This is a genomic window from Primorskyibacter sedentarius, from assembly GCF_004342065.1.
Lineage (GTDB): Bacteria > Pseudomonadota > Alphaproteobacteria > Rhodobacterales > Rhodobacteraceae > Primorskyibacter > Primorskyibacter sedentarius.
The window spans coordinates 16,399-39,595 of record NZ_SLZU01000010.1 but is presented as its reverse complement, the minus strand read 5'-3'; the positions used below and the strand labels follow the sequence as shown (position 1 = coordinate 39,595).

Genomic DNA, 23,197 nt, shown 5'->3' with positions numbered 1-23,197 from the left:
GATGCGCTATTTGTTCTGGTTTGCCGTCTTGTCCGGCGCGATGGCTTTGGGTTGCGCCACCCCAAGCCTGTCCGCAAGGCTGGCCAGCCGTTCAAGCGTTCCACCCGCCAACGGGATGCCCGCCCGCATGCGCGTCTCTGACAGGCGAAACCCGCGTTCGCCCGGCAGCAGGATCTCGTCCGTGTCAGGCGCCTTTGGCAAGGCTTTCAGCGTCTGGCCAAGATCCGCGATATGGCTGGCAAACACGTCCGGCGCACCGAACGCCTCGACCCTGATCGCAAGTGCCGCCCCGTTCATGGCCCCCTTGCCGCCGCCCAGAACCGATGAAATCACCGGGTTTCCCAACAGCACGCTGCACAGCACTTCGATCATCAGCGACAGCCCCGATCCTTTCGGCCCGCCAAGCGGTGTCAGCGTCGCCACCTCGGACGGGTCGGTCGCGGGCGCGCCATTGGCGTCAATCGCCCATCCGGCCGGGATCGGCGTGCCTGCGTCCCTGGCATGCATGATCTTGCCCAGCGCAACTGTCGAGGTGGACATATCCAGCAACAGGGGTAGGTCCGTTGACGGGGCAGAGATTGAAATCGGGTTGGTCGACAGCCCTGAAACCCTTGCGCCGTGATAGGCCATCAAGGGGCCAGAGGCGGTCATGACAATCCCGATAAAGCCGCGCCGCGCGGCCCGCAGGGCGAAATATCCAACCGCCCCCGCATGGGTGATATTGCGGGCAGAGCACCACCCGATATTGTGTCGGCCCGCGATGTCTATCGCGGCATCCATGGCACCCACCATCGCAGAGGCACCCGGCGCGCGATGCGCCTCGATCACGCCCACAGCACCGTCCTGCGACACAAGTTCCGGCTCTGCCTTGGGGTCGATCAGACCCTGCTCCACCATTTCGACGTAACGGGGGATGCGCAAAACCCCATGCGAATTAGCCCCCCGCGCATTTGCCCAGACAAGGATGTCCGCCGTCCGCTCTGCATGGGCGGGCGAATAGCCCCCGCCCTGCAACAAGGCGGCGGCATATGCCTTCAGGTCATCTGCGCGGAACGCTGTCATGCCGTGTCGCTCAATGGCGTGGGAAAGAACTTTGCCAGCCATGCCGCGATCAGCGCGCGGGTATGCGCGGCGTCATCCTCTGACAGCGGGAAATGCGACACCCCGGTCGGGATCATCAGTTCCGCATTGGCGCCTGCCTTTTCGAACAGGCGGATGGATTGCTCCATCGGGGTGACAACATCGCCCGCCGTGTGAAACAGCAGCAGGGGCCGGGGCGCGATATCGGCCACCACATCCTCGGCGCGGAAGTGATACATCGAAATCGCGGTCTCGACCGGCACTTCGAACTGGGCATGCGGCGACAGGTTCTTGCGCAGCTCTTCGGGGATCGGCACCACGTCAAAGCGAGATACCCACATGCTCTCGCCGGTTTCGGCCTTGTGTTTGCGCCCGGCCTCCAGAATGCCGGTGAAACGGGCCCATGCCTCGGGCGTGGGGTGTTGGCCGCGGAACTTGCGTTCACCGTCGCCCCAGCCGCAAAGCGACACGACGGCCGCGACACGCTGATCGACCCCGCCCGTGAAAATCGCCACCGCCGCACCAAAGCTGTGACCGGTCAGGGCAATGCGGTCAGGATCAACCTCCTCGCGCTGGGCGATAAAGGTCAACGCGTTTCGCGTGTCGGCGACCTGGTCATGGCACCGCACTTCACCGCGCGCGCCTTCGGATTGCCCGCATCCGCGAAAATCGATCCGGAAGACGCAATATCCCATCTCCTCGATCATGCGGGCGACCAGCTCGACATGCGACTTGTCCTTGGTGCCGACAAATCCGTGCAGCACGATGAAGGTCGGAAGGCGCAGCCCCGGCTTGCGCCCTTCGGGCACATGCAGAACGCCAGAGAGTTTCAGCCCATCGGACATGAATGTCAGCGAATGTTCCATTTCGGTGCGCCTCCTTGTGTCGGTTGGCAGCAGCGCTCAGGCGCCGCCCCACGCGTTGCAGAATGTGGCAAAGCCGGACAGGTGGCCCCGCAGGAAAGCCTCTGTGTCGGGGTTGGTGACCCGCCCCGCATCCACATCCAGCTTGCCTTTCGCACCGGCGATCTGCACCTCGGGCTTGGCCATGACGCGCATGTCCTGCGACAGCAGCGTGTTGCGCAGCCCTTCGTGAACCCGCGCGCCGCCCAGAAGGCCGGGGGACACGCTCCAGATCGCGACGGGCATGTGTGCCAGCGGGCTGGGCGTCTTGCGCGACAGCCAGTCAATCGCGTTCTTCAATCCGCCCGGAATGGACCAGTTGTATTCCGGCGTGACGATCAACAGCGCGTCCACGCCCTGCACGGCCGCAATGAACGCGCCGACAGCGTCGGGCATGCCCTCGTCCAGCACATCCTGATTGAACAGTGGCAATGTGCCGGGATTGGGCAGCGCCACGGCCTGCATCCCTTCGGGCACAAGACCCGCCGCCGCCCGCCCGGCCGCACGCGACAGCGACGCACGCCGCAAAGAGCCTTCCAGAATTCCAAGTTTCGTCACGGATGTGTCCTCTTCAGTGTTTCAGGCTGCGGGGGCGGCCCAGGGGAAATGATGCTCGCGCCACGGCAGCGGCGCAGGCTCTCCCCAGACATTCATGACGCGCACGTTTTCCGGCCGTTTCAGCGCGGTGATCACGTTGGGCTCATAGCGGTCGTCGTCATTGATCAGCGCCATGTTCCCGGCGCATTCCACCATCGCGCCACAGGCATCGATGTAATAGGCAAAGGTGTTGTCACCGGGCCGGTGCCGCCCGGGGCCCCAGATGAAATTCTTCCCGATCGTGTCCAGACGGTCGCCCAGCTGGCAGTAATCCGAAAACGCCGCCACCTCCCAGGAATAGTGGTGCAAGCCGGTCTCGCCCCGCACGATCCCAAGGATATGATGCAGCCGGTTCGCCCCGCGCATCCAGCTCAGCCCGTCATCCACCATCCGCTCGGACAGGCGCATCCCCATGATCTGTTCCATCTGCGCACGGGTCTCCGCAGGCTCTGGCGAGGTGATGTTGACATGGTCGATCCGCAGCGGCGCCATGCCGATCGTCGGGTGCCGGTTACCGTAGATCTCTGTCTCGACGGGGCTGTGCAGCTCGAACCTATGTCCCTGGGGGGTCACGAACTGCATGCCCTTTCGGCAGCACGCAAGGCTCGGCTCTTCCGAAACCAGCCGACAGCCCGCATCCTCGACCCGGCGCGCCGCCTCGGACACGGCCGCCTCGGACACTGCCTCGAACCCCAGTGACCGGATCGCGTTATCGCCCGCTTCGTGAAGGACAAGCTCTGCGATCCGCCCATTGGACGACAGCCAGACGCAGCCGCTTTCTTCGCGTGTGACGCGCAGCCCAAGGATGTCGCAGGATTCCCGGACCAGAGACTCCACGTCCACAACATTCAACTGAACGTGCCCCATCGCGTTCACCAAGTAGGTCATGGCCGCATCTCTCCCCTGCTGCGTTTCACACCGTTTAGCACGCATTTTCCGAAATGCCAATTATTTTCGAAAATCTACACATAGTTGAAAAATTGCGATGCGCGCCCCGCTGGACAACCCCGGAGAACGCCTCATCGCTCTGCCTGAACCGGGTTCGACAGCACGCCGATTCCCTCGATCTCGACCTCCACAACATCCCCCGGCACCAGAAATTCCTGCGGGCGGCGCGTGCTGCCAAAGCCGGTGCAGGTTCCGCTGACGATCACATCACCCGGTTCCAGCGGCGCGAAGGTCGAGATGTAGGAGATGAGATACGGGATATCGAAGATCATCCGCGACGTGACCGTCCGCTGCTTTTCAACCCCGTTCACCCGCGTCACCAGCGCGAGCCCCTCTTTCGGGTCGGGCAGGTCGCCAGCCTCCACCATCCACGGCCCGAACGCGCCTGTGCCTGCGAAATTCTTGCCGGGGGTGAACTGGTGCGAATGCTTTTGCCAGTCGCGCACGCTGGCGTCGTTATAGATGGAATAGCCCGCGACATGGCCCATCGCCCGGTCCGCGGTGATGTGGCGCCCGCCCGTGCCGATAATGACGGCCAGCTCGCCTTCGAAATCCAGCTTGCGCGAGGAGCGCGGCTCGATCAGCGGCGCGCCATGGCCGATCTGCGAAGAGGCCAGCCGCAGGAACAGCACAGGATAGGCCGGGGCCTTGTCCACGTCCTGCCCGGCTTCCCGGTAATTGATCGCCGCCAGAACGATCTTGTCAGGATTGGGGATCACCGGCGACAGCATGACATCGCACAGCCTCAGGTCAGGGCCGCCCAAATCCGCCAGCACATCCCGCGGCATGCCCGCCGCGATAAATGACTTCAGATCAGGGAAGCGGTCGGGATGCCTTGCGCCAAGGTCCACCAGACCCTGTGTCACCATGCACCCCCAGGAGGCGCGCCCCGCATGCGAAAAAGAGAGCAGCTTCATTCTTAAACCTTCACATTTTCGAAAATAAGTCTATCCTTGAAAATATGAACAGGAAACCCACATTCTCGAACCGGGTATTCATTCCAGGGAAGATCGGATATTCGAAAATCTGGAACACAGGCAATCGATGCTCTGCGCGCAGGCCACTGCACCGATTGATCCATGATGGAGCAGCGCGTGAAGCCAAGTCGTTTGAACCCCGCAAGCAGCCGATCCCCACAGTCCGACACGGCCGCGGACCGCGACGTGCTGACCCGCTTGCGCACGGATATCGTGACCAGCGTTCTTGAACCGGGCACCCGGCTGAAATTCGCGGATATGACAAAGCGCTATGATGTCGGCATCGGCACCCTGCGCGAGGCCTTGTCGCAACTGTCATCCGAAGGGTTCGTCACCGTCGAAGTCGGCAAAGGCTTCAAGGTGGCGCCGGTCTCGGCAGAGGAGCTTGTCGAGATCACCGACCATTTCATCAATTTCGAAAAGCGCGCCGTGCGCGAGGCCATCGAACATGGCGATGACGACTGGGAGGCGAATATTGTCGCCGTGCATCATCGGCTCAGCCTGATCGAAGGGCTGCCATGGGAACGGCGCATGGAACGGCATTCGGAATGGGTGGAACGCCACCGCGATTTTCACGAGGCGATCGTGGCCGCCTGTCAGGGAAGGTGGTTGTTTCGCCTGCGGTCCATCATGTTTGATCAGCTCGACCGGTATCGCTTTGTGACAAAGCGTGCGCCCGAAGGTCTGGGTGGCCGCAAATACGAGGAACATGGCGAGATCATGGCAGCAACGCTCGCGCGCGATGCCGATCTTGCATCAAGCCTGATCGAGCATCACATCCGCGACACATCCGAGCGCGCGATAAAACTGCTGTGACGGGCAGGGGCGCGTCGGTGTGACCGGCCCCCGGCGGCATCGCTGTTTCAAGGTCGCAAGCCGCCGGTCAAACGGGCAATTTCGTTCGCTCAGACCGCCGCGATCTCCCGCAGTCTGTCGTCCAGAGGGCATTTGTACCAAAGGGCAGTACAAAAAGCACAAAAGGCCCCAAACTCACAGCCTGCGAAGCGTCGCCTCGCCCGCTTTCATCTCGCCCGTCGCGCGGTCAAAACGCAGGTAGGCGATGGCCTTGTCGCCCGACCGCGTGTGCAGCGTGCCCGCCGCTTTACCCTCGCTCGTCGTGATTTCTGCACCGGGGTTTGCGGCGCCATCAATGGCGACCAGTGCCAGCCCCTTGCGCAGTTCGGTCTTGTGCCGCATGCGGGCCGTAACCTCTTGACCTACATAGCAACCTTTGCGGAAATCGACGCCGTTCAGCCTGTCGAACCCGGCCTCAAGGATGAACGTATCCGGCCCCAGTTCGATCCCCGTTTCGGGGATGCAGGCCGCCACGCGCAGCGCCTCCCAATCGGCGGGCGAGGCGTCAAAGCCCGCGCCGTATCCGCGCCAACCCATTGAAACATCACGAGGATCTGCAAAAGCCCCCTCGGGCGCGGGGTCAGTGCCGCAGGTGACGTTCGTGTCCTCGCGGGTCAAACTCACGGGCGAACGCAGCTTGTACATCGACAGCCGCTGAAACAGCCCTTCTGCAAGCGACGCGTCCACGTCGATCAGCACATCCTGACCATCGGGCACCATGAAGAAATCCGCCAGATACTTGCCCTGCGGCGTCAGCATCGCGGCATAGACAAGCCCCTTGTCCAGCTTCGCGACATCGTTGGTGACAAGCCCCTGCAGGAAGTGCCGCGCCCCCTCGCCGCCGACCCGGATCACGCTGCGTGTCATGAATTTGCTCCCGTTGTTCGTGCAAGTGACATATAGGATCGGGAACCGAGCACAACAGGGCCTTCCGATGCGCGCACCGATTTCCGTGGTGATCCCGACATTGAACGCAGAGCAAGACCTCCCCGGCTGCCTGTCCGCCCTGATCGAAGGGCTGGAGGCCGGGCTGATCCGCGAGCTTATCGTTACGGATGGCGGGTCCGGGGACGCAACGCTTGCGATCGCTGCGGCGGCAGGGGCGCGGGTAGTGACCGGGCCTGCTGGCGTCGGGGGGCAGTTGCGTCGCGGCGTGGCCGTGGCCGAAGGTGACTGGCTGTTCATGCTGCTGCCCGAATGCTGGCTGGGCGCGGGATGGACCGTCCATGCCGAGGCAGCGCTGGCGACGCCCGCCGCCTATTGGAGCAGTATTGGCGTCCGCGGTGGCGGGCTTGTGCCCCGGATGGTCGCGCAGTGGGTGAACATGCGCAGCCGGATATCCGCGCGCCCGTCGGCGAGGCAGGGCCTTTTGCTGCCCTATCCGCTATATGAAACCGTGGGGGGCTACGCCGATCAGCCGCGCGTGGAGGATACGCAATTGCTGCAACGACTGCGCGGGCACATGCGCCCGCTGGGGGCAGAACTGACAGTCACGCCGGAAGCTCTGCGCGCACGGGGCTAAGCCGCTGCGCAGCCCCGGATTCTATTCGGAAACCTTGGTATCGAATTGCAGGCGATGCAGGTCTGCATAAGTGTCGCAGCGCGCCAGCAGTTCCTCATGCGTGCCCATGTCCACGACCTGCCCCTGATCCATCACGACAATGCGGTCGGCATTGCGCACGGTCGACAGGCGGTGCGCGATCACCAGCGTCGTGCGCCCGTGCGACAGGCGGTCCAGCGCCTCTTGCACGATGGCTTCGGACTGCGCATCCAGGGCCGAGGTCGCCTCGTCCAGAAGCAGGATCGGCTTGTTGCGCAGAAGCGCGCGAGCGATGGCCACGCGCTGGCGCTGGCCGCCGGACAGGTTGCTGCCGCGCGGCCCGACCGGACTGTCGAGCCCGTTGGAAAGGCGCGGCAGGAAGTCCGTGACATGCGCCGCATCCAGCGCGCGGTTCAGCGCATCCTCATCGACATCCGTCTCGCCCAGCAGGATGTTTTCGCGCAAGCTATCATCGAACAGCATCGCCTCCTGCGACACGACCGAGAACATGCCGCGCAAGGCAACAAGGTCCATTTCGGGCACCGGGACGCCGCCAATGCTGACCACGCCGGAATCCGCATCGACAAGCCGTGACAGCAGGTTGAAGACGGTGGATTTGCCCGCACCGGAGGGGCCGACCAGCGCGGTCGTCTTGCCCGCCTCCGCCACGAACGAGGCCCCGCGCAGAACCTGCGTGTCGCCATAACTGAGACAGACGTTTTCCAGACGGATCTCTGGCACACCTTCGGGGATGGGGCGCGGGTTGGCGGGGGAGGCCAGTTGCGGCCGCATCGCCAGAAGCTCCTTGATGCGTTCGATCCCGGCGGCGGCGACCTGCCAGGTGCCGCTGACCGCACCCAGACGGCGCAGCGGTTCGAAGGCAAGGCCGATTGCGGTGAAAAAGGCCATGAAATCGCCGACGGTCTTGGCCCCGGACATGATCTCGGACGCGCCGTAGATCAGCACACCCATGAAACCCAGCCCCGACATGATGTCGATCAGCCCGGGGATCGCGGCTTGCCCGATGCTGGCCCGGATCTCGACCCGGATGCGTTCCTTTGTCAGCTTCGCGTAGCGCTTGGACTGGTAGCTTTCCAACCCGTTCAGTTTCACCGCGACAATGCCGTGAAAAATCTCGTTCAGGCGGGTGGACAGGCCCGCCGCCACGTCGCGCGCCAGCCGCGAATTGCGCCGGACAGAGCGTTGCAACAGGATTGACGGGCCGACCAGCAGCGGCGTGCCGATCAGCGCAACCAGGGTCCATCGCCAGTCAATGCCTAACGCAACAGCGAACAGCGCGATCAGGGCGATCACGTCGCGCCCGGCGCCGGTGATGATGGTGCGCCACACCTTGTTGATGGAGCCGACATCCCCCTCGATCCGCTGCATCACGTAGCCGGGCGGGTGGGTCTGGTGAAAGCTGCCATCCAGCCGCATCAGATGCGAAACAAGATCGGCCCGGATATCGGCCACGGTCAGCTGCGATATCCGCGTCAGCACGACTTTCTGCACCATGCTGGCCATGCCCCGGATCAGGAAGATCCCGAAGAATGCCAGCGCAACCCAGCCGATCGCGCCAGAGTTGCCGCCCACGAAGACGCTGTCGAACATCGGCTTCATCATGTAGCTGAGAAAGCCGAACATCGACCCTTCGAGCGACATGAAGAACATGCCCAAAGCCAGCAGTTTCCAGTGCTTCGACAGGTATTGTCGCCACAGCCAGACCAACAGGATGCGCGCGCCGGGGGTCTCGGTGGTCACGTCAGCACCAACTCGTTCGGCGGCGTCTTGGCGTCAAACCCGCGTTGCAGGGCCCTGTGGTCGTATTCGGTGCGGATCCACTCCTCAAAGCCGATGGGCTCGCGGGCGTTGCGCGCGGCATAGCTGTCCAGGATGTAGCCCTGAATGCCGGTCTTGGTGAATTCCAGGTGGATGTATTTCAACCCCATCTGGCGGCGGGCAAGCTCGACAGGGGCGTTCTCGAAAACCAGCAGGTACAGTGCGGAGGCGAAACCCGCCCGGTCGGCACCTGATTTGCAGTGGAACATCAATGGCTTTTCGGCGCTGCGCATCACGTCGATCAGATGCACGATATTCTCGCGCTTGGCCGCCTGCCGCGCCCAGAGCTTGGCATTGATCAGCGTCAGCCCCAGCGCCTCGCAGCTTTCCTGCTCGAACAGGTAATGCGCGTGCTTGTCGGTGCCGCGCAGGTTGATGACCGTCTTGATCCCCATCTCGGCATATTTCTCGAACCGCCTGTGGGTGGGCTGGTTGGACCGGTAAACGCCCGGGGCCACCTCGAAAAAATTGGTCCAGAAGCTGCGCAGAAAGGCATGGTCGAAGATGTTGTAATGGAACGTGGCCCATCGCCGCCCCGAAGGCGTCACGATGTCCTTGCCGAAGGAGCGTCGCAGCGAGCGTTCCGCCTCTTCGATACGTGTCCACAGCCGTTTCAGCATTCGCGGGCCTTCCTGCCGGTTTGCGCGGGGTTTAGTTTGACTCAGCCGGTGTGGCAAGCGTGCTGCCCGGGATTGACGGCGGGGCCGCGCCGGTTAATGTGCGCCTCGCCCTCATTTTTCCGGAGCATTGCCCAAATGTCGCTCGCCCATGGTCGCCCTTATCTGGCCATTCCCGGCCCGTCTGTCATGCCTGACCGCGTCCTGCGCGAGATGCACCGCGCCGCGCCAAACATCTACGAGGGCGACCTCATGGATATGACGGCCTCGCTCTATCCTGATCTGCGTCGTGTTGCGCGGACAGAACATAGTGTTGCGATCTACATCTGCAATGGGCACGGCACATGGGAGGCCTCGCTTGCCAATGTCGCGGCACCCGGCGACCGCGTTCTGGTGGCCGTGAACGGCAATTTCGGCAAGGGCTGGGCGGACACTGCCAGAAAGCTGGGTATCGAGGTCGAGATCGTGGATCACGGGTTGCGAGAGGCCATCGATCCCGCCCGCGTGGCAGAGGCTCTGGCCGCCGACAGCGCCCACCGGATCAAGGCCGTGATGGCAGTTCATGTCGATACTTCCACCTCGATCCGCAACGATATCGCCGCGCTGCGCCGCGCGATGGACGAGGCCGGGCACCCGGCGCTTTTGATGGCGGATTGCATTGCGTCGCTGGGTTGTGACCGGTTCGAGATGGACGCCTGGGGCGTCGATGTGATGATCGCGGCCAGCCAGAAGGGTCTGATGACACCGCCGGGCTTGGGCTTTGTCTTTATCTCTCCCAAGGCCGAAGAGGCGCGCCGCGCCCTGCCGCGCGTCAGCCCCTATTGGGACTGGGCGCCGCGTATCGCGCCCGAGATATATTCCAACCAGTTTTGCGGCACCGCCCCGACGCATCACCTGTTTGGCCTGCGCGCCGCGCTGGACATGATCCACGAAGAGGGGATGGAGAATATCTGGTCCCGGCACGAGACACTGGCGCGTGCGCTTTGGGCGGCCTGCGATGCCTGGGGGCAGGGCGGCGTGCTGGAACTGAACATGCCCGACCCTGTCAGGCGCAGCCATGCGGTGACGGCGGCCCGTCTTGGCCCGCCCGATGCGTCGCGTCTGCGCGCATGGTGCGAAACCCAGGCCGGCGTGACGCTGGGCATCGGGCTGGGCATGGTCCCCCCGACCGATCCAGCATGGCACGGGTTTTTCCGCTTCGGGCATATGGGGCATATCAACGCCCATATGATGCTGGGTCTGATCGGCACGGTAGAGGCGGGCTTTTGCGCACTTGATATCGCGCATGGCGCGGGCGGGACCGGTGCGGCCGCGCGGGTGATTGCAGGGGCGGCGGGCGGGAATGCCTCTGCCTGACGCGGCACGGATGGCAGGGCGGGGTCAGCCCCTGCGCCGCCTGTCCAGCCGGTCGATAAGCCAGTTCAGCCCCAGCGACAGCAGCATCACGACAGGCAGACCGAATACCGCCCAGATCACACCCAGGATCCACAACAGGTTGACCCCGCCCATCACCAGCGCGGCGGTTGTGTAATTCGGTGCGCTTGGCAATTGACCGTTGCGCATGGCCTGTCTCCTTGCTTCACCTTCAGACAGGCAAGAAGATAGCGCAGCCTTGAAAAACGCCAAGACGGCCGGATGCGCCCCATGGGCCCCCGGCGCCTAGCCGCGCGCCGCAGCCAGCGCACGTGGCAGCGCATCCGCAAGCACATCAAGGTCTTCAGGCGTGCCCGCGCTGATGCGGATACAGCGATCCTGCGGCGCCACGAAGGGCATCCTCACGAACACACCTTCGCGGCCCAGAGCCTCCAGCAGCTTGCGCGCAAACGCCCCGTCCGCGCCGCAATCCACCGCCACGAAATTGGTGGCAGAGGGCAGGGTGGTCAGCCCGTTATCCCGGGCGATCAGGGCAATGCGATCCTTGGCCTTAGCCACATCCGCCTTGACGGTTTCCAGCCAGACCTCGTCCTCGAGTGCCGCCAGCGCGCCGATCTGTGCGGTCCGGTTCATGCCGAAATGGTTGCGGATCTTGTCGAAGGAGCGGATCAGGTCAGCCGCCCCGATGGCATAGCCGACACGCGCCCCGGCCATCCCATGCGCCTTGGAAAAGGTGCGCATCCGGATGACGCGGGGGTCTTCGATGTCCAGCACCGGCGACGTCCCCTCGGGGGCGAATTCGATATAGGCCTCGTCCAGCAGCAACAGGGTGCCTTCGGGCAGGTCGTCCAGCGCGGCGACCAGCGCCGCACCGTCATGCCAGCTGCCCATCGGATTGTCCGGATTGGCAAGGTAGACCAGCTTGGCATCCACCTCTGCCGCCTTCGCGAACAGCACCGCCGGGTCTTCATGGTCGTCGCGGTAAGGCAGCTTGTGCAGCACCCCGCCAAAGCCCGCAACATGGTAGTTGAAGGTCGGGTAAGCCCCGTCCGACGTCACCACAGCATCCCCCGGCGCGATAAGCAGCCGCACGAGATAGCCCAGAAGCCCGTCGATCCCCTCGCCCACCAGCACGTTCTGCGTGCCCACGCCCAAGGATGCCGCGAGCGCGCGGCGCAGATCGAAACTCGTCGAATCGCCGTATTTCCAGATCTCGCCAGCTGCTCGTTGCATCGCGGCCACCGCTTTCGGGGATGGCCCGAAAACGCTCTCATTCGCGCCCAGACGGGCAAGGAACGGCGCACCGCGCTCGCGCTCCTGGGTTTCGGGGCCGACAAAGGGCACGGAGGAGGGCAGATCGGCGATGAGGGCGGGATAGCGTGGTCCAGTCATGGCCGCTTCTATGCCTCCTTGATCGGGGTCAGACAAGCCCCCTGTCATGCCCGGCCATGCTGGCCCGTTAACGCGCGCGCGCCCTTTCGCCGGCACTGGCAGAATGGCGCTTATGGCCGGGCTTGCAGCACACCGCCCCACCCTTGACGCGCCGCACGCGCTGCATCAGGTTGCGCGCGCGACTCGCAGCCGCCCCAACCGAGGACCCGCCAGTGACACTTCCACCACCGCCCTTCGCGGGTTTCGAATGGATGATCGCATGGCGCTACCTGCGCGCGCGGCGGGCCGAAGGCGGGGTCAGCGTGATGACCTGGATCAGCCTGATCGGCATCACGCTTGCCGTCTTTGCCCTGATCGCCACGCTGGCTGTCCGGTCCGGGTTCCGCGCGGAATTCGTGGATACGATCCTTGGCGCGAACGCGCATGTCACGGTCTACAATATGCCAGAGGCGCAGGCGAATGGGCGTCTTGACCGGACGATCCCCGACTACGCCGAAATGGCCGGGCGTGTGGCCGCCGTACCGGGTGTCACCCGCGTGGCACCGCTGGTCAAAGGGCAGGTCATGGCCACGGCCAATGGCCGAAATGCCGGGATAGAGGTCTACGGGATCACTTCCCAAGACCTTGCAACCATCCCCCGCATCGCCAACCCGGAGGAGGCGCAAGGCGACATTGCCCGCTTTGACGAAGGCATCGCCATCGGGTCGGGCGTGGCCCGAGAGCTGGGCGTGAGCGTGGGCGACCGGATGCGCGTTATCTCGCCCGATGGCGTCAAGACCGCGTTCGGCACCTCGCCGCGCGTCAAGGCCTATGAGGTCACCTATATCTTCACCGCCGGGCGCTATGACATTGACCGTACCCGCGTCTACATGCCCTTCGCCGAGGCGCAGATCTATTTCAACCGCGAAGGTGTCGCGGACGAGCTGGAGGTGATGGTCGAGGATCCCGAAACCGTCGACGACATGACCCTGCCGCTGCTGCGTGCAGCGGGCGACCGGGGGCAGGTCTGGACCTGGCGCGATTCCAGTGGCGGCTTTCTGCGCGCGCTGGAGATCGAGGATAACGTGATGTTCGTCATCATGGCCATCCTTGTACTGATCGCGGCAATGAACATCGTTTCCGGCCTGATCATGCTGGTCAAGAACAAGGGCCGCGACATCGGCATCCTGCGCACGATGGGCCTGACCGAAGGGTCGATCCTGCGGGTCTTCTTTATCTGCGGTGCCTTCACCGGGCTGATCGGAACGGCTCTTGGCGTCGCGTTGGGCTGCCTCTTCGCGATCTATATCGACGAGATTTTCTCGCTCGTGAACTACGTCTCGGGCGGCGGCGTCTGGGATCCGTCGATCCGCGGGCTGTACTCCGTCCCCGCCAAGCTGGAGCTGGGCGACGTGATCTCGGCCATCCTCTTGTCGCTGGGCCTGTCCTTCGTGGTAACGATTTTTCCCGCGCGCCGTGCCGCCCGGATGAACCCGGTAGAGGCGCTGCGCTATGAATGACACGACCCCGCGTGACGCCGTGCTGGAGCTTTCCGGCATCGCCAAGACCTATAATAAGGGCAAACAGTCAGAGGTTCGCGTGCTGGACGGCGTGTCCCTGCGCGTGGCCGCGGGCGAGGTTGTCGCCCTTGTCGCGCCGTCGGGGGCGGGCAAGTCGACGCTGCTGCATATCGCAGGGCTGCTGGACACACCCGACGCCGGCACCGTGCGCATCGGTGGCGAGGACATGAGCTCGCGTTCCGATCGGCGCCGCACCCTGACCCGCCGGTCCGAAGTCGGCTTCATCTACCAGTTCCACCACCTCCTTCCGGAATTTTCGGCGCTGGAAAATATCGTGCTGCCGCAGCTTGCCAACGGGGTGCCCCGCCGCGACGCCCAAGCACGGGCAGAGGACCTGCTGACCCGCGTCGGCATCGCGCCGCGCGCAAGTCACCGCCCTGCGGCCCTGTCGGGGGGCGAGCAACAGCGTGTCGCCTTTTGCCGGGCGCTGGCCAACGCACCCAAGCTGCTGCTGGCGGATGAACCCACGGGCAATCTGGACCCCGCGACCTCGGATCAGGTCTTTGCGGCCCTGATGGAACTGGTCCGCGATACCGGGCTTGCGGCGGTCATCGCCACGCATAACCCGGAACTTGCCGCGCGCATGGACCGCACCGTCCGGCTGGATAATGGCCGATTGGTGGCGGGCTGAGCCCTGTCTGTCAGGTGCAGCTCCGGCGGGGGCGGGCAGGGCATGAGGGGGCCGCGCAGGGGCCTGTCTGCAATATCGGGCTTGAACAGTCGCGCGCCACAGGCGACACATGGATTAATCAGGTGAGGGAGTATGATCATGGCCGGACGGGCAATTGTTGCAGGGTTCATCGCGGCACTCGGGGTGGCAGGTTGCATGACGGCTGAAATGCCGGTCGCAAGCGACGGGCGCGCGCTTTTCGTGGAAAATTGCGCCGTATGTCACGGCAATGACGGGCGCGGCAACGGGCCGATGGCGCGGGCAATGACCAAGGCGCCGAAAGATCTGACGCTGATCGAGGTGCGCAATGGCGGCAGCTTCCCGCGTGCCAAGGTGCTGTCCACCATCGACGGCTATACCCGTCTCGACATGCCCAACATGCCGGAATTCGGCGCGCTGCTGGAAGGCGATGAGATCCCGTTCGATTCCGGCGATGGCAAGATGACACCGACACCGCGCAAGCTGGTGGCGCTTGTCGAATATCTTGAGAGCATTCAGGCACAGCGGTAATTCCGGCGATTTATCCCAGCGGCGCCAGTCTTGCCGGGGTCTGTCTGCGCGGTTGTTCGACAAGACGCCGTCAGGGCGGGGGCGCTGATCCCGCCCGCGCGGCACGCCGATGCAGCTGATGCGTCACAACACCGGAAGCCCCCGGGCCGCTAAAGGGCCGGTTGGTTGCAGGCTGTGCGGGGACGGGTAAGCGCGGGGGTCAGGTCTTGGGGCGCAGGCGGATCACAACCTCGACGCTGGCGATCTCTGTGCCCTCGGGCGCCTCTGGCAATTGCACGATCTGCAGCTCATTCGCCGGTGCATCCGTCAGCGAGCCGTCATTTTCCCAGTAGAAATGCGGGTGGTCGTGGGTGTTGGTGTCGAAATAGCTGCGCGTGCCATCCACCGTCACCTCCTGCAAAAGGCCAACATCGCAAAACGCGCGCAGGGTGTTGTACACGGTGGCCAGCGAAACGCTTTCGCCCTGCTGCTTGACCTTGGCGAACAGGCTTTCTGCGGTGACATGCCGGTTCTTGCCGTCACCCACCAGAAGGGCGGCGAGCGTCAGCCTCTGGCGTGTGGGACGCAATCCCGCACCATCCAGCCAAACTGATCCGCGTTGCAATGCCTGTTGCTCCATGAGGTCACAGCCCCCTTTCATTGCATCTAATATATGCGTCTGACCCGTGTCAGTTCAACCAAATTTGCCGCAGCAACCGGACGGGGCACGGCAACCGGGCCGCATGCGGGTCGGACAGGCCGGGCTTGCATGGCCGCAGGCCACGGTGATAGAGGGGTTTGACGTGAAAAAATTATGGAAGGGCACGCCCTCGTATGGCCTTGTATCCAAGCAGTTTCGACCGGGACGATCTTTTGAAATGCGCAAGAGGAGAGCTGTTTGGCCCCGGAAATGCGCAGCTGCCCGAACCACCGATGCTGATGATGGACCGGATCACCGATATTTCGGGCGATGGCGGCGAACATGGCAAGGGCCATGTCGTGGCCGAATTCGACATCAAACCCGACCTCTGGTTCTTTGACTGCCACTTTCCCGGCAACCCGATCATGCCGGGCTGTCTGGGGCTGGACGGGCTGTGGCAGCTGACCGGTTTCAACCTTGGCTGGCGCGGCTGGCAGGGGCGCGGCTACGCGCTGGGTGTGGGCGAGGTCAAGCTGACCGGCATGGTACGCCCCGACCGCAAGATGCTGACCTACTACGTTGATTTCACCAAGGCGATTCAGACCCGCCGGTTGACGATGGGGGTTGCGGACGGCCGGGTAGAGGCCGATGGTGAGGTGATTTACCAGGTCAAGGATATGAAGGTCGCCCTTTCGGAAAACTGACCCCACTTCCAGACTAAGGAGAACGCCATGCGCCGCGTCGTCGTCACTGGACTGGGCATCGTCTCGTCCATCGGAAACAATGCCACCGAGGTGCTGGCCTCGTTGCAGGCCGGAAAATCCGGCATCACCGCCAATGAGGCGATGAAAGAACACGGGTTTCGCAGCCAGGTGGCGGGCAGCGTAAAGCTGGACGTGGCCGACCATGTGGACAAGCGCACGCTGCGGTTCATGGGGCCGGGTGCGGCCTATGCCCATATCGCCATGAGCCAGGCCATCGCCGATTCCGGGCTGGAGGAGGGCGATATCGTCAACCCGCGCACCGGTCTTGTGGCAGGCTCCGGCGGGCCGTCGACATCGGCCATGCTGGTCGCGCATCAGACCGTTCTGGAAAAGGGCAGCCCGAAACGCATCGGGCCGTTCGCCGTGCCGAAATGCATGTCGTCGACAATCAGTGCCAATCTTTCGACCGCGTTCAAGATCAAGGGCATCAACTATTCCATCACCTCGGCCTGTTCGACCAGCCTGCATTGCATCGGCAACGCGGCAGAGCAGATCATGATGGGCAAGCAGGACGTGATGTTCGCAGGCGGCGGCGAGGAGCTGGACTGGACCCTGTCCTGCCTGTTCGACGCGATGGGCGCGATGTCCTCGAAATATAACGACACGCCCGAGAAGGCGAGCCGCGCCTTTGATGCGGATCGCGACGGGTTCGTGATCGGCGGCGGCGGCGGTGTCGTCGTTCTGGAAGAGCTGGAACATGCCAAGGCACGCGGCGCCAAGATCTATGCCGAGGTGACGGGCTATGCGGCCACGTCGGACGGGCACGATATGGTGGCGCCATCGGGCGAGGGCGGCGAGCGCGCCATGCGCCTTGCCCTGCAATCTTTGCCCGAAGGCCGCAAGGTCGGCTATATCAACGCGCATGGCACCTCGACCCCCGTGGGGGATGTGGGCGAGATCGAGGCCGTGCGCCGCGTCTTTGGCCAGGGCAGCACGCCGCCGGTGTCCTCGACCAAGTCGATGACCGGCCACAGCCAGGGGGCCACCGGCGCGCAAGAGGCGATCTACTGCCTGCTGATGCTGCAGAACGATTTCATCGCCCCGTCGATCAACGTCGAAACGCTCGACCCGGCGCTGGACCCGGCCGAGATTGCCACGACCCGCGTGGACAATGCCGGGCTGGATACGGTGATGACCAATTCCTTCGGGTTCGGCGGCACCAACGGGTCGATGCTGCTTTCAAAGTATAACGGGTAGTCAGAACATGTCGGATCAGATGAAGGGCAAGCGCGGGCTTGTCATGGGCGTCGCCAACGAACGCTCGATTGCCTGGGGCATCGCCCGTGCGCTGGCCGAGGCGGGCGCAGAGCTTGCCTTCACCTATCAGGGCGACGCTTTCGGCAAACGGGTGGAGCCGCTGGCCGCCAGTGTCGGGTCCGACTTTCTGGTCGATGTCGATGTGACCGACGATGCCTCGCTGGATGTGGCGTTCGACAAACTGGCCGCGCGCTGGCCGACGATCGATTTTCTGGTCCATGCCATCGCCTATTCCGACAAGTCGGAGCTGACGGGGCGGATCCTGAATACCAGCCGGGCGAACTTCAAGCATTCCATGGATATCTCGTGCTATTCCTTCATCGAATGCGCCCGTCGCGCCCATCCGCTGATGAAGGATAATGGCGGCACGCTGCTGACACTGACTTATCAGGGGTCCAACAAGGTTGTGCCCAATTACAACGTGATGGGCGTGGCCAAGGCGGCGCTGGAATCCGCGACGCGCTATCTGGCCAATGATCTGGGGCCGGAAGGCATCCGGGTCAACGCGATCTCTCCGGGCCCGATGAAGACGCTGGCAGGCGCTGCCATCGGTGGGGCGCGCAAGACCTACAAACATACCGACATGAACGCCCCCCTGCGCGCCAATGCAACGCTGGAGGCAGTGGGCGGCACGGCGGTCTGGCTGGCCTCTGATGCGGGTGCGTGCACCACGGGCGAGGTTATCCATGTCGATGGCGGCTTCCACGTGCTGGGCATGCCGCAATACGAAAACCTCTGACGTTACCTCTGACGCGCCTCACGCCCCGGCTCAGGCGGGGCGTGACGGTCTCAGAACCACTGTCCGGGTTCCATAAGCCCCAGGTCCAGCAATTGCCGCGAATGCCACTCGAACGGGGTGGAGTTGTGCCAGCGGAAACTGGGAATGTCATAGGTGGAGCCGGGATTGCGCTTGAGCGCCTTCGCGGTGCGAAAACTGGCAACCGCCGAGGTCAGGTTGTGGTGCCAGGGGCAGGAATAGGTGTTGTATTCCTCAATGCTGAACGTGTGATCCTCGCGCAGTTTCAGGCCCGGCTTGGCGCGAAAGATCGCGATCCGGTCGATCCGGCGGCGGTCAACGGGGACGTGTTCCTCGTATCGCCAGCGCAGACCGCCAAAGAAATCCAGCTGGCGTTGCTTGGAGTCGGCCTCCGGTGCGTCGCGGCGGGCCAGCGCGTAATAGCCTGACTTGTCCAGCCAGGCATCCTCCAGCGAAATCGCGTTCGGGCAGCGGTCCAGATCCCCGGCATATAGGTCAACGACATAGCACAGCATCGCGTCGCGCCGTTCCTCGGTGTGAAAGGCCAGCATTTCGCCAATGGTGCGGGTCTCGCAGAAGGGAAAGAACAGGTATTCCGCGTTGTAGCAGTAATAGATCCACGTGCCCGGAACGGCCGCGATCACGGCATTCACCGCGTCGGTCAGGGCATTGTCGGCGGTCATGTCATAGCTGACCCGGAAGACCTTGTCGCCAAGATCGCTGGGCAGGACCGTCCCGTCGCGCATGAACGCCACGACCGCGGCAAAGCCCATCGACAGATGGTGGCGCAGGCTGCTCTCGATCTCCACGTCATCCTCGACAAAGATCAGCGCAACCGGCCCCTTGGACAGGGCCGCCTTGTTCTGCCTCAGAAAATCGCCAAGCGCGGGATGGGTCATCTCTTTTCCTGCCGTCACCTTGTTTTGCCGCAGACTCCGCGAATTTCAGGTCCATTGCAACCCGGGGCCGTTCTGCGCTATGCCCCCGCACTGAGACTCGTGAGGAGTGTGCCATGACCGCGCCCAAGAAACTGTTCATCAAGACCTATGGCTGCCAAATGAATGTCTATGACAGCGAGCGCATGGCAGAGGCCATGGGCGGGCAGGGCTATGTGCAGACCCAGACGGCTGATGATGCGGACATGATCCTGCTCAACACCTGTCACATCCGCGAAAAGGCGGCGGAAAAGGTCTATTCCGAACTTGGCCGCTACAAGGGGCTGAAGGCCGCGAAGCCGGATCTGAAGATCGGCGTGGCGGGCTGTGTCGCGCAGGCCGAGGGCGAAGAGATCATGCGCCGCCAGCCGATGGTGGATCTTGTCGTCGGACCGCAAAGCTATCACCGCCTGCCAGAGATGGAGGCGAAGACCCGCGAGGGGCAAAAGGCGCTCGACACCGATTTCCCCGAGGAAGGCAAGTTCGACAAGCTGATCGCCCGCCCCAAGGCGGCGCGCGGCCCGACGGCCTTTCTGACCGTGCAGGAAGGCTGCGACAAGTTCTGCGCCTTTTGCGTGGTGCCCTATACGCGCGGGGCAGAGGTCAGCCGCCCATCGGATCGCGTTCTGACAGAGGCGCGCGATCTGGTCGAACGCGGCGTGCGAGAGATCACCCTGCTGGGCCAGAACGTCAACGCCTATCACGGGCATGATGGCGGTCTTGCCGGGCTGATCTGGGCGCTGAACGACATTGACGGGCTGGAGCGGATCCGCTTCACCACCAGCCATCCCAATGACATGGACGACGCGCTGATCGATGCGCATGGCGATTGCCCGAAACTGATGCCCTACCTGCATCTGCCGGTACAGGCCGGGTCCGACAAGATCCTCAAGCGGATGAACCGCAGCCACACTGCCGAAAGCTATCTGCGCGTGATCGAGCGTTTGCGTGCCGTGCGCCCCGACATTCACCTGTCGGGCGATTTCATCGTGGGCTTCCCGGAAGAGACCGAAGAGGATTTTCAGGCCACGCTCGATCTCATCAGGGCCGTGCGCTACGGCTCTGCCTATTCGTTCAAATATTCCACGCGTCCCGGCACCCCCGCCGCGGAGCGCCCGCAAGTGTCCGAGGCCGAAAAGGACGACCGCCTTCAGCGGCTTCAGGCGTTGCTGTCACAGCAGCAAAGACAGTTGCAGGACGAGATGGTCGGCCGCGAGGTCAATGTGCTTTTCGAGAAACCCGGCCGGATGCCCGGACAGATGGTCGGCAAATCCGAATACCTGCACTCTGTCCATGTCACCACCGATGCGGCGGTGGGCGAAATGCGCCGGGTGCGCATTACCGCGTCGGTTACGAACTCGCTGGCGGGCGAGCTTGTGGGAAACTGATGCAGCGACGCAACGTCTGAAAACAGTTCCGCGCCCGTCCCGACAGAAATCGTGGCTTTCGCGCGGCCATACTTCACTTTGGGTCAGGAATTGACCTATTCCAAGATCCGTGGTGGGTATTGACCGGGAGTTTTCAGATGTCAGTGGATTTCAAAATTAAACAGGCCGGCGCAGCGCTTTTCATGCTGGTGGGTTTTGCAGGCGCGGCCAACGCTGGCAGCCTGGATACCCCGCAAGTTGATCCGCAGCCAATGGTCTCCAGCTCCGGCTGGGAAGGTTACTATGCGGGCGCGCGGCTTGGGTTCGGGTTCGCGGGCGATGACGAGGTCGGGCACCGGTCTGCGGCGGGTCTGTTGATTGCGTCGCCGGGCACGCTGGCAATGGATGGCGGGCTTTACGGCCTGCGCATGGGCTGGCGCCGTGAAAAGGCCTATCGCAACACCTCTGTCGTCTTCGGGGGAGAGCTGAGCTACGAGCGCGGCAATCTTGAAGATTCCTTCGACAAGAACGGCTACGAGGCGTCCAGCAAGCTCGACAATCTTTGGGGCATGCGCTTCAAGGTCGGCGGCACAACCCCGTCGCGCGAAACGCTCTTCTACGGCATTCTCGGCTATGCGCGGGCAGAGTTCGACTACGAAGTCGCCGGGGCCACCGGGGCTGAAGTGATCGATCTTGATACCAACACCGATCTGGGCGGCTACATCGTCGGCCTCGGCGTGGAACACAAGCTGTCCGACCCGCTTTCGGTGACAGCAGAGTGGGAGTTCATGGAATTCGGCAGCACCAAGCTGACCGACAGCGCCGGTGCAGTCACATCGGCGACCCCGAAATTCCAGAATTTCAGCATCGGCCTGAATTACAGCTTCTGATCGCTGACGCATCGCTGCCGACGGGGCCTGCCCTGTCGGCGGTTTGCAGCACGCCCGCGCGGGTGCTGCGCAGGTCCTCGCCCAAATGCGCGTCATATTCCTGTCAAAAACATCACATTTTGCGTGTTTGACTTGCACAGAGCACAAGGTGTTGGCACCATCAAGGTGACTCGCAGTGCAGGAGAAGTGCGTGGATACAGGCACATTGACGGAAGTCCTCGTTGAATTTCCCGACAATCGGTTACTGATCGACCTTTGCGGTGAATACGACCGCAACCTTGCAGACATCGAAAAACGGTTGAATGTCCAGATTCTGCGCCGGGGCAACCAGTTGGCCATTCTTGGCGACGGGGATGCCCAGGTCGAGGCGCGCGAAGTGCTGCATGCGCTTTATCAGCGGCTGGAGGCCGGGCGCTCTGTCGATCCCGGCGATATCGACCGCGAATTCCGCATGGGCGCCCCGGACGAAACCACCCCGGATGCAGACGCGCAGATGGAGATGTTCTCGGGCGGCAAGGTCGAGATCAAGACCCGCAAGAAGCTGGTCGAGCCGCGCACGGACGCGCAGAAGGCTTATGTGCGCTCGCTCTTTGCCAACGAGCTTGCCTTTGGCATCGGGCCCGCGGGCACCGGCAAGACCTATCTTGCCGTGGCCGTGGGGGTGAACATGTTCATCTCGGGCGAGGTTGATCGCATCATCCTGTCGCGCCCCGCGGTGGAGGCGGGCGAGAAGCTGGGCTATCTGCCCGGCGACATGAAGGACAAGGTCGATCCCTACATGCAGCCGCTTTACGACGCGCTGAACGATTTTCTTCCCGGCAAGCAGCTGGCGAAGATGATGGAGGAAAAGACCGTCGAAATCGCGCCGCTGGCCTTCATGCGCGGGCGGACGCTGTCGAATGCCTTCGTGGTGCTGGACGAGGCGCAGAATGCCACGACCATGCAGATGAAGATGTTCCTGACCCGTCTGGGCGAGGGCAGCCGCATGGTGATCACCGGCGACCGCACGCAGGTTGACCTGCCGCGCGGCATGCCATCCGGTCTGGCAGATGCCGAACGGCTGCTGACGACGATCCCCAAGATCGGGTTCAACTACTTCACGTCTGCGGATGTTGTGCGCCACCCGCTGGTCGCGGCGATCATCAGGGCCTATGAGGGCGACACTCAGGGTTAGTGGGGGCACCGGGAACGGTGCTCTCTGCCCCGCCGGATGGAACACGTGATGCTGACCGACACGATAATCGAGGATGACCGCTGGCAGGCGCTTGGGCTTGCCGCGCTGGCCGAGGCATCGGCCAAAGCCACGCTCGACCGGCTGGCGCTGGACGCCTCGGAGTTCGAGATCGCTCTGCTGGCGACGGATGACGCCCGCATTGCCGTGCTTAACGCCGATTTCCGGGGCAAACCGCAGCCAACCAATGTGCTCAGCTGGCCATCGGAAGAACGCGGCGCCCAGGACGACGGTGGCACGCCCGAAGCGCCGGACACCGATCCCGACCCGGAATTGGGCGACATCGCCATCGCCTATGACACCTGCGTCCGAGAGGCGTCCGAGGCGGGAAAACCGCTCAGCGATCATGTGACGCATCTGATCGTTCATGGCGTTTTGCATCTGTTGGGGTATGACCACGAGCGTGACCGTGACGCCACGTTGATGGAATCACTGGAACGCGAGATACTTGGCAGCATGGGGTTGCCTGACCCATATAGGGAAGATGACCGGGCCTGACGGCTCGCCTCTGGATAGG

25 protein-coding genes are annotated in these 23,197 nt (G+C 63.4%); 13 read left to right on the top strand and 12 right to left on the bottom strand.

The annotated features are described in order from the left end of the window. Window positions 1-6: 6 nt before the first annotated feature. From EDD52_RS13885 to EDD52_RS13865, 5 genes are all read right to left on the bottom strand, one after another. Window positions 7-1,062 (bottom strand): Ldh family oxidoreductase, encoded by a 1,056-nt coding sequence (locus EDD52_RS13885; protein WP_132245969.1) that lies wholly within the window; start codon window positions 1,060-1,062, stop codon window positions 7-9. Next, window positions 1,059-1,946, bottom strand: coding sequence for an alpha/beta hydrolase (locus tag EDD52_RS13880; protein WP_132245967.1), 888 nt, complete (start codon window positions 1,944-1,946; stop codon window positions 1,059-1,061). The genes EDD52_RS13885 and EDD52_RS13880 overlap by 4 nt, the downstream gene beginning before the upstream one ends. Window positions 1,947-1,982: 36 nt before the next feature. After that, entirely contained in the window at window positions 1,983-2,540 is a 558-nt protein-coding gene (locus EDD52_RS13875) for an NADPH-dependent FMN reductase (protein WP_132245965.1), read from the bottom strand. A gap of 21 nt (window positions 2,541-2,561) precedes the next feature. Beyond that, window positions 2,562-3,467, bottom strand: a complete 906-nt coding sequence (locus tag EDD52_RS13870) for a VOC family protein (protein WP_132245963.1) — start codon at window positions 3,465-3,467, stop codon at window positions 2,562-2,564. Between the two features lie 131 nt (window positions 3,468-3,598). After that, a complete protein-coding gene (locus tag EDD52_RS13865) occupies window positions 3,599-4,444 on the bottom strand; it encodes a fumarylacetoacetate hydrolase family protein (protein ID WP_132245961.1) in 846 nt (281 codons plus the stop codon). A 246-nt stretch (window positions 4,445-4,690) separates the two neighbouring features. Between EDD52_RS13865 and EDD52_RS13860 the strand changes: the two genes are divergently transcribed. Next, complete coding sequence (locus EDD52_RS13860) at window positions 4,691-5,320, top strand: FCD domain-containing protein (RefSeq protein ID WP_207906029.1); 630 nt, start codon at window positions 4,691-4,693, stop codon at window positions 5,318-5,320. Between the two features lie 174 nt (window positions 5,321-5,494). Here the strand turns inward: EDD52_RS13860 and ygfZ are convergent, their stop codons facing one another. Next, complete coding sequence (ygfZ, locus tag EDD52_RS13855; protein ID WP_132245957.1) at window positions 5,495-6,226, bottom strand: CAF17-like 4Fe-4S cluster assembly/insertion protein YgfZ; 732 nt, start codon at window positions 6,224-6,226, stop codon at window positions 5,495-5,497. 67 nt (window positions 6,227-6,293) lie between these two features. On the opposite strand from ygfZ, the gene EDD52_RS13850 reads away from it, so the two are divergent. Beyond that, complete coding sequence (locus EDD52_RS13850; protein ID WP_165907549.1) at window positions 6,294-6,881, top strand: glycosyltransferase; 588 nt, start codon at window positions 6,294-6,296, stop codon at window positions 6,879-6,881. A 21-nt stretch (window positions 6,882-6,902) separates the two neighbouring features. Here the strand turns inward: EDD52_RS13850 and EDD52_RS13845 are convergent, their stop codons facing one another. After that, window positions 6,903-8,660, bottom strand: a complete 1,758-nt coding sequence (locus EDD52_RS13845; RefSeq protein WP_243651944.1) for an ABC transporter ATP-binding protein — start codon at window positions 8,658-8,660, stop codon at window positions 6,903-6,905. Further along, on the bottom strand, window positions 8,657-9,358 hold the full coding sequence (locus tag EDD52_RS13840; RefSeq protein WP_132245953.1) for a fused DSP-PTPase phosphatase/NAD kinase-like protein: 702 nt from the start codon (window positions 9,356-9,358) through the stop codon (window positions 8,657-8,659). Before EDD52_RS13840 ends, EDD52_RS13845 begins: the two co-directional genes overlap by 4 nt. 135 nt (window positions 9,359-9,493) lie before the next feature. On the opposite strand from EDD52_RS13840, the gene EDD52_RS13835 reads away from it, so the two are divergent. Then, a complete protein-coding gene (locus EDD52_RS13835; protein WP_132245951.1) occupies window positions 9,494-10,711 on the top strand; it encodes a pyridoxal-phosphate-dependent aminotransferase family protein in 1,218 nt (405 codons plus the stop codon). 24 nt (window positions 10,712-10,735) lie between these two features. On the opposite strand, the gene EDD52_RS13830 is transcribed toward EDD52_RS13835, so the two are convergent. Further along, window positions 10,736-10,918: a hypothetical protein gene (locus tag EDD52_RS13830; protein WP_132245949.1), complete on the bottom strand. Its 183-nt coding sequence runs from the start codon at window positions 10,916-10,918 to the stop codon at window positions 10,736-10,738. A gap of 96 nt (window positions 10,919-11,014) precedes the next feature. Further along, the gene (locus tag EDD52_RS13825; RefSeq protein ID WP_132245947.1) at window positions 11,015-12,121 is read right to left on the bottom strand and encodes a pyridoxal phosphate-dependent aminotransferase; all 1,107 of its coding nucleotides are present in this window, start codon (window positions 12,119-12,121) and stop codon (window positions 11,015-11,017) included. A 212-nt stretch (window positions 12,122-12,333) separates the two neighbouring features. Here EDD52_RS13825 and EDD52_RS13820 point away from each other — a divergent pair, with 212 nt between their 5' ends. The 3 genes from EDD52_RS13820 (at window position 12,334) to EDD52_RS13810 (ending at window position 14,860) form a co-directional block, all read left to right on the top strand. Continuing rightward, window positions 12,334-13,620, top strand: a complete 1,287-nt coding sequence (locus EDD52_RS13820; RefSeq protein WP_132245945.1) for a lipoprotein-releasing ABC transporter permease subunit — start codon at window positions 12,334-12,336, stop codon at window positions 13,618-13,620. Further along, window positions 13,613-14,311: an ABC transporter ATP-binding protein gene (locus tag EDD52_RS13815; protein ID WP_132245943.1), complete on the top strand. Its 699-nt coding sequence runs from the start codon at window positions 13,613-13,615 to the stop codon at window positions 14,309-14,311. Before EDD52_RS13820 ends, EDD52_RS13815 begins: the two co-directional genes overlap by 8 nt. A gap of 138 nt (window positions 14,312-14,449) precedes the next feature. After that, window positions 14,450-14,860: a c-type cytochrome gene (locus EDD52_RS13810; RefSeq protein ID WP_132245941.1), complete on the top strand. Its 411-nt coding sequence runs from the start codon at window positions 14,450-14,452 to the stop codon at window positions 14,858-14,860. 199 nt (window positions 14,861-15,059) lie between these two features. On the opposite strand, the gene irrA is transcribed toward EDD52_RS13810, so the two are convergent. Then, complete coding sequence (gene irrA, locus EDD52_RS13805) at window positions 15,060-15,479, bottom strand: iron response transcriptional regulator IrrA (RefSeq protein ID WP_132245939.1); 420 nt, start codon at window positions 15,477-15,479, stop codon at window positions 15,060-15,062. 194 nt (window positions 15,480-15,673) lie between these two features. Here irrA and fabA point away from each other — a divergent pair, with 194 nt between their 5' ends. The 3 genes from fabA to EDD52_RS13790 are packed head-to-tail and all read left to right on the top strand — an operon-like array spanning window position 15,674 to window position 18,239. After that, window positions 15,674-16,183: a bifunctional 3-hydroxydecanoyl-ACP dehydratase/trans-2-decenoyl-ACP isomerase gene (fabA, locus tag EDD52_RS13800; protein WP_132245937.1), complete on the top strand. Its 510-nt coding sequence runs from the start codon at window positions 15,674-15,676 to the stop codon at window positions 16,181-16,183. Between the two features lie 27 nt (window positions 16,184-16,210). Further along, on the top strand, window positions 16,211-17,440 hold the full coding sequence (fabB, locus tag EDD52_RS13795; protein WP_132245935.1) for a beta-ketoacyl-ACP synthase I: 1,230 nt from the start codon (window positions 16,211-16,213) through the stop codon (window positions 17,438-17,440). Window positions 17,441-17,447: 7 nt separating this feature from the next. Beyond that, the gene (locus EDD52_RS13790; protein WP_132245933.1) at window positions 17,448-18,239 is read left to right on the top strand and encodes an enoyl-ACP reductase FabI; all 792 of its coding nucleotides are present in this window, start codon (window positions 17,448-17,450) and stop codon (window positions 18,237-18,239) included. Between the two features lie 50 nt (window positions 18,240-18,289). On the opposite strand, the gene EDD52_RS13785 is transcribed toward EDD52_RS13790, so the two are convergent. Beyond that, window positions 18,290-19,156, bottom strand: a complete 867-nt coding sequence (locus EDD52_RS13785) for a hypothetical protein (RefSeq protein WP_132245931.1) — start codon at window positions 19,154-19,156, stop codon at window positions 18,290-18,292. A gap of 113 nt (window positions 19,157-19,269) precedes the next feature. Here EDD52_RS13785 and miaB point away from each other — a divergent pair, with 113 nt between their 5' ends. The 4 genes from miaB (at window position 19,270) to ybeY (ending at window position 23,178) form a co-directional block, all read left to right on the top strand. Next, window positions 19,270-20,580, top strand: coding sequence for a tRNA (N6-isopentenyl adenosine(37)-C2)-methylthiotransferase MiaB (miaB, locus tag EDD52_RS13780; protein WP_132245929.1), 1,311 nt, complete (start codon window positions 19,270-19,272; stop codon window positions 20,578-20,580). A 137-nt stretch (window positions 20,581-20,717) separates the two neighbouring features. After that, entirely contained in the window at window positions 20,718-21,449 is a 732-nt protein-coding gene (locus EDD52_RS13775; protein WP_132245927.1) for an outer membrane protein, read from the top strand. Between the two features lie 190 nt (window positions 21,450-21,639). Then, the gene (locus tag EDD52_RS13770; protein WP_132245925.1) at window positions 21,640-22,623 is read left to right on the top strand and encodes a PhoH family protein; all 984 of its coding nucleotides are present in this window, start codon (window positions 21,640-21,642) and stop codon (window positions 22,621-22,623) included. 48 nt (window positions 22,624-22,671) lie between these two features. Continuing rightward, window positions 22,672-23,178: an rRNA maturation RNase YbeY gene (ybeY, locus tag EDD52_RS13765; protein ID WP_132245923.1), complete on the top strand. Its 507-nt coding sequence runs from the start codon at window positions 22,672-22,674 to the stop codon at window positions 23,176-23,178. Window positions 23,179-23,197 lie beyond the last annotated feature (19 nt).

Bases quoted from the DNA above. Each gene is read 5' to 3' on its own strand.
- EDD52_RS13885 (WP_132245969.1), bottom strand. From the start codon at position 1,062: ATGACAGCGTTCCGCGCAGATGACCTGAAGGCATATGCCGCCGCCTTG.
- EDD52_RS13880 (WP_132245967.1), bottom strand. From the start codon at position 1,946: ATGGAACATTCGCTGACATTCATGTCCGATGGGCTGAAACTCTCTGGC.
- EDD52_RS13870 (WP_132245963.1), bottom strand. From the start codon at position 3,467: ATGACCTACTTGGTGAACGCGATGGGGCACGTTCAGTTGAATGTTGTG.
- EDD52_RS13865 (WP_132245961.1), bottom strand. From the start codon at position 4,444: ATGAAGCTGCTCTCTTTTTCGCATGCGGGGCGCGCCTCCTGGGGGTGC.
- ygfZ (WP_132245957.1), bottom strand. From the start codon at position 6,226: ATGACACGCAGCGTGATCCGGGTCGGCGGCGAGGGGGCGCGGCACTTC.
- EDD52_RS13850 (WP_165907549.1), top strand. From the start codon at position 6,294: ATGCGCGCACCGATTTCCGTGGTGATCCCGACATTGAACGCAGAGCAA.
- EDD52_RS13840 (WP_132245953.1), bottom strand. From the start codon at position 9,358: ATGCTGAAACGGCTGTGGACACGTATCGAAGAGGCGGAACGCTCGCTG.
- EDD52_RS13835 (WP_132245951.1), top strand. From the start codon at position 9,494: ATGTCGCTCGCCCATGGTCGCCCTTATCTGGCCATTCCCGGCCCGTCT.
- EDD52_RS13830 (WP_132245949.1), bottom strand. From the start codon at position 10,918: ATGCGCAACGGTCAATTGCCAAGCGCACCGAATTACACAACCGCCGCG.
- EDD52_RS13825 (WP_132245947.1), bottom strand. From the start codon at position 12,121: ATGACTGGACCACGCTATCCCGCCCTCATCGCCGATCTGCCCTCCTCC.
- EDD52_RS13815 (WP_132245943.1), top strand. From the start codon at position 13,613: ATGAATGACACGACCCCGCGTGACGCCGTGCTGGAGCTTTCCGGCATC.
- EDD52_RS13810 (WP_132245941.1), top strand. From the start codon at position 14,450: ATGGCCGGACGGGCAATTGTTGCAGGGTTCATCGCGGCACTCGGGGTG.
- irrA (WP_132245939.1), bottom strand. From the start codon at position 15,479: ATGGAGCAACAGGCATTGCAACGCGGATCAGTTTGGCTGGATGGTGCG.
- fabA (WP_132245937.1), top strand. From the start codon at position 15,674: ATGGCCTTGTATCCAAGCAGTTTCGACCGGGACGATCTTTTGAAATGC.
- fabB (WP_132245935.1), top strand. From the start codon at position 16,211: ATGCGCCGCGTCGTCGTCACTGGACTGGGCATCGTCTCGTCCATCGGA.
- EDD52_RS13790 (WP_132245933.1), top strand. From the start codon at position 17,448: ATGTCGGATCAGATGAAGGGCAAGCGCGGGCTTGTCATGGGCGTCGCC.
- EDD52_RS13785 (WP_132245931.1), bottom strand. From the start codon at position 19,156: ATGACCCATCCCGCGCTTGGCGATTTTCTGAGGCAGAACAAGGCGGCC.
- miaB (WP_132245929.1), top strand. From the start codon at position 19,270: ATGACCGCGCCCAAGAAACTGTTCATCAAGACCTATGGCTGCCAAATG.
- EDD52_RS13775 (WP_132245927.1), top strand. From the start codon at position 20,718: ATGTCAGTGGATTTCAAAATTAAACAGGCCGGCGCAGCGCTTTTCATG.
- ybeY (WP_132245923.1), top strand. From the start codon at position 22,672: ATGCTGACCGACACGATAATCGAGGATGACCGCTGGCAGGCGCTTGGG.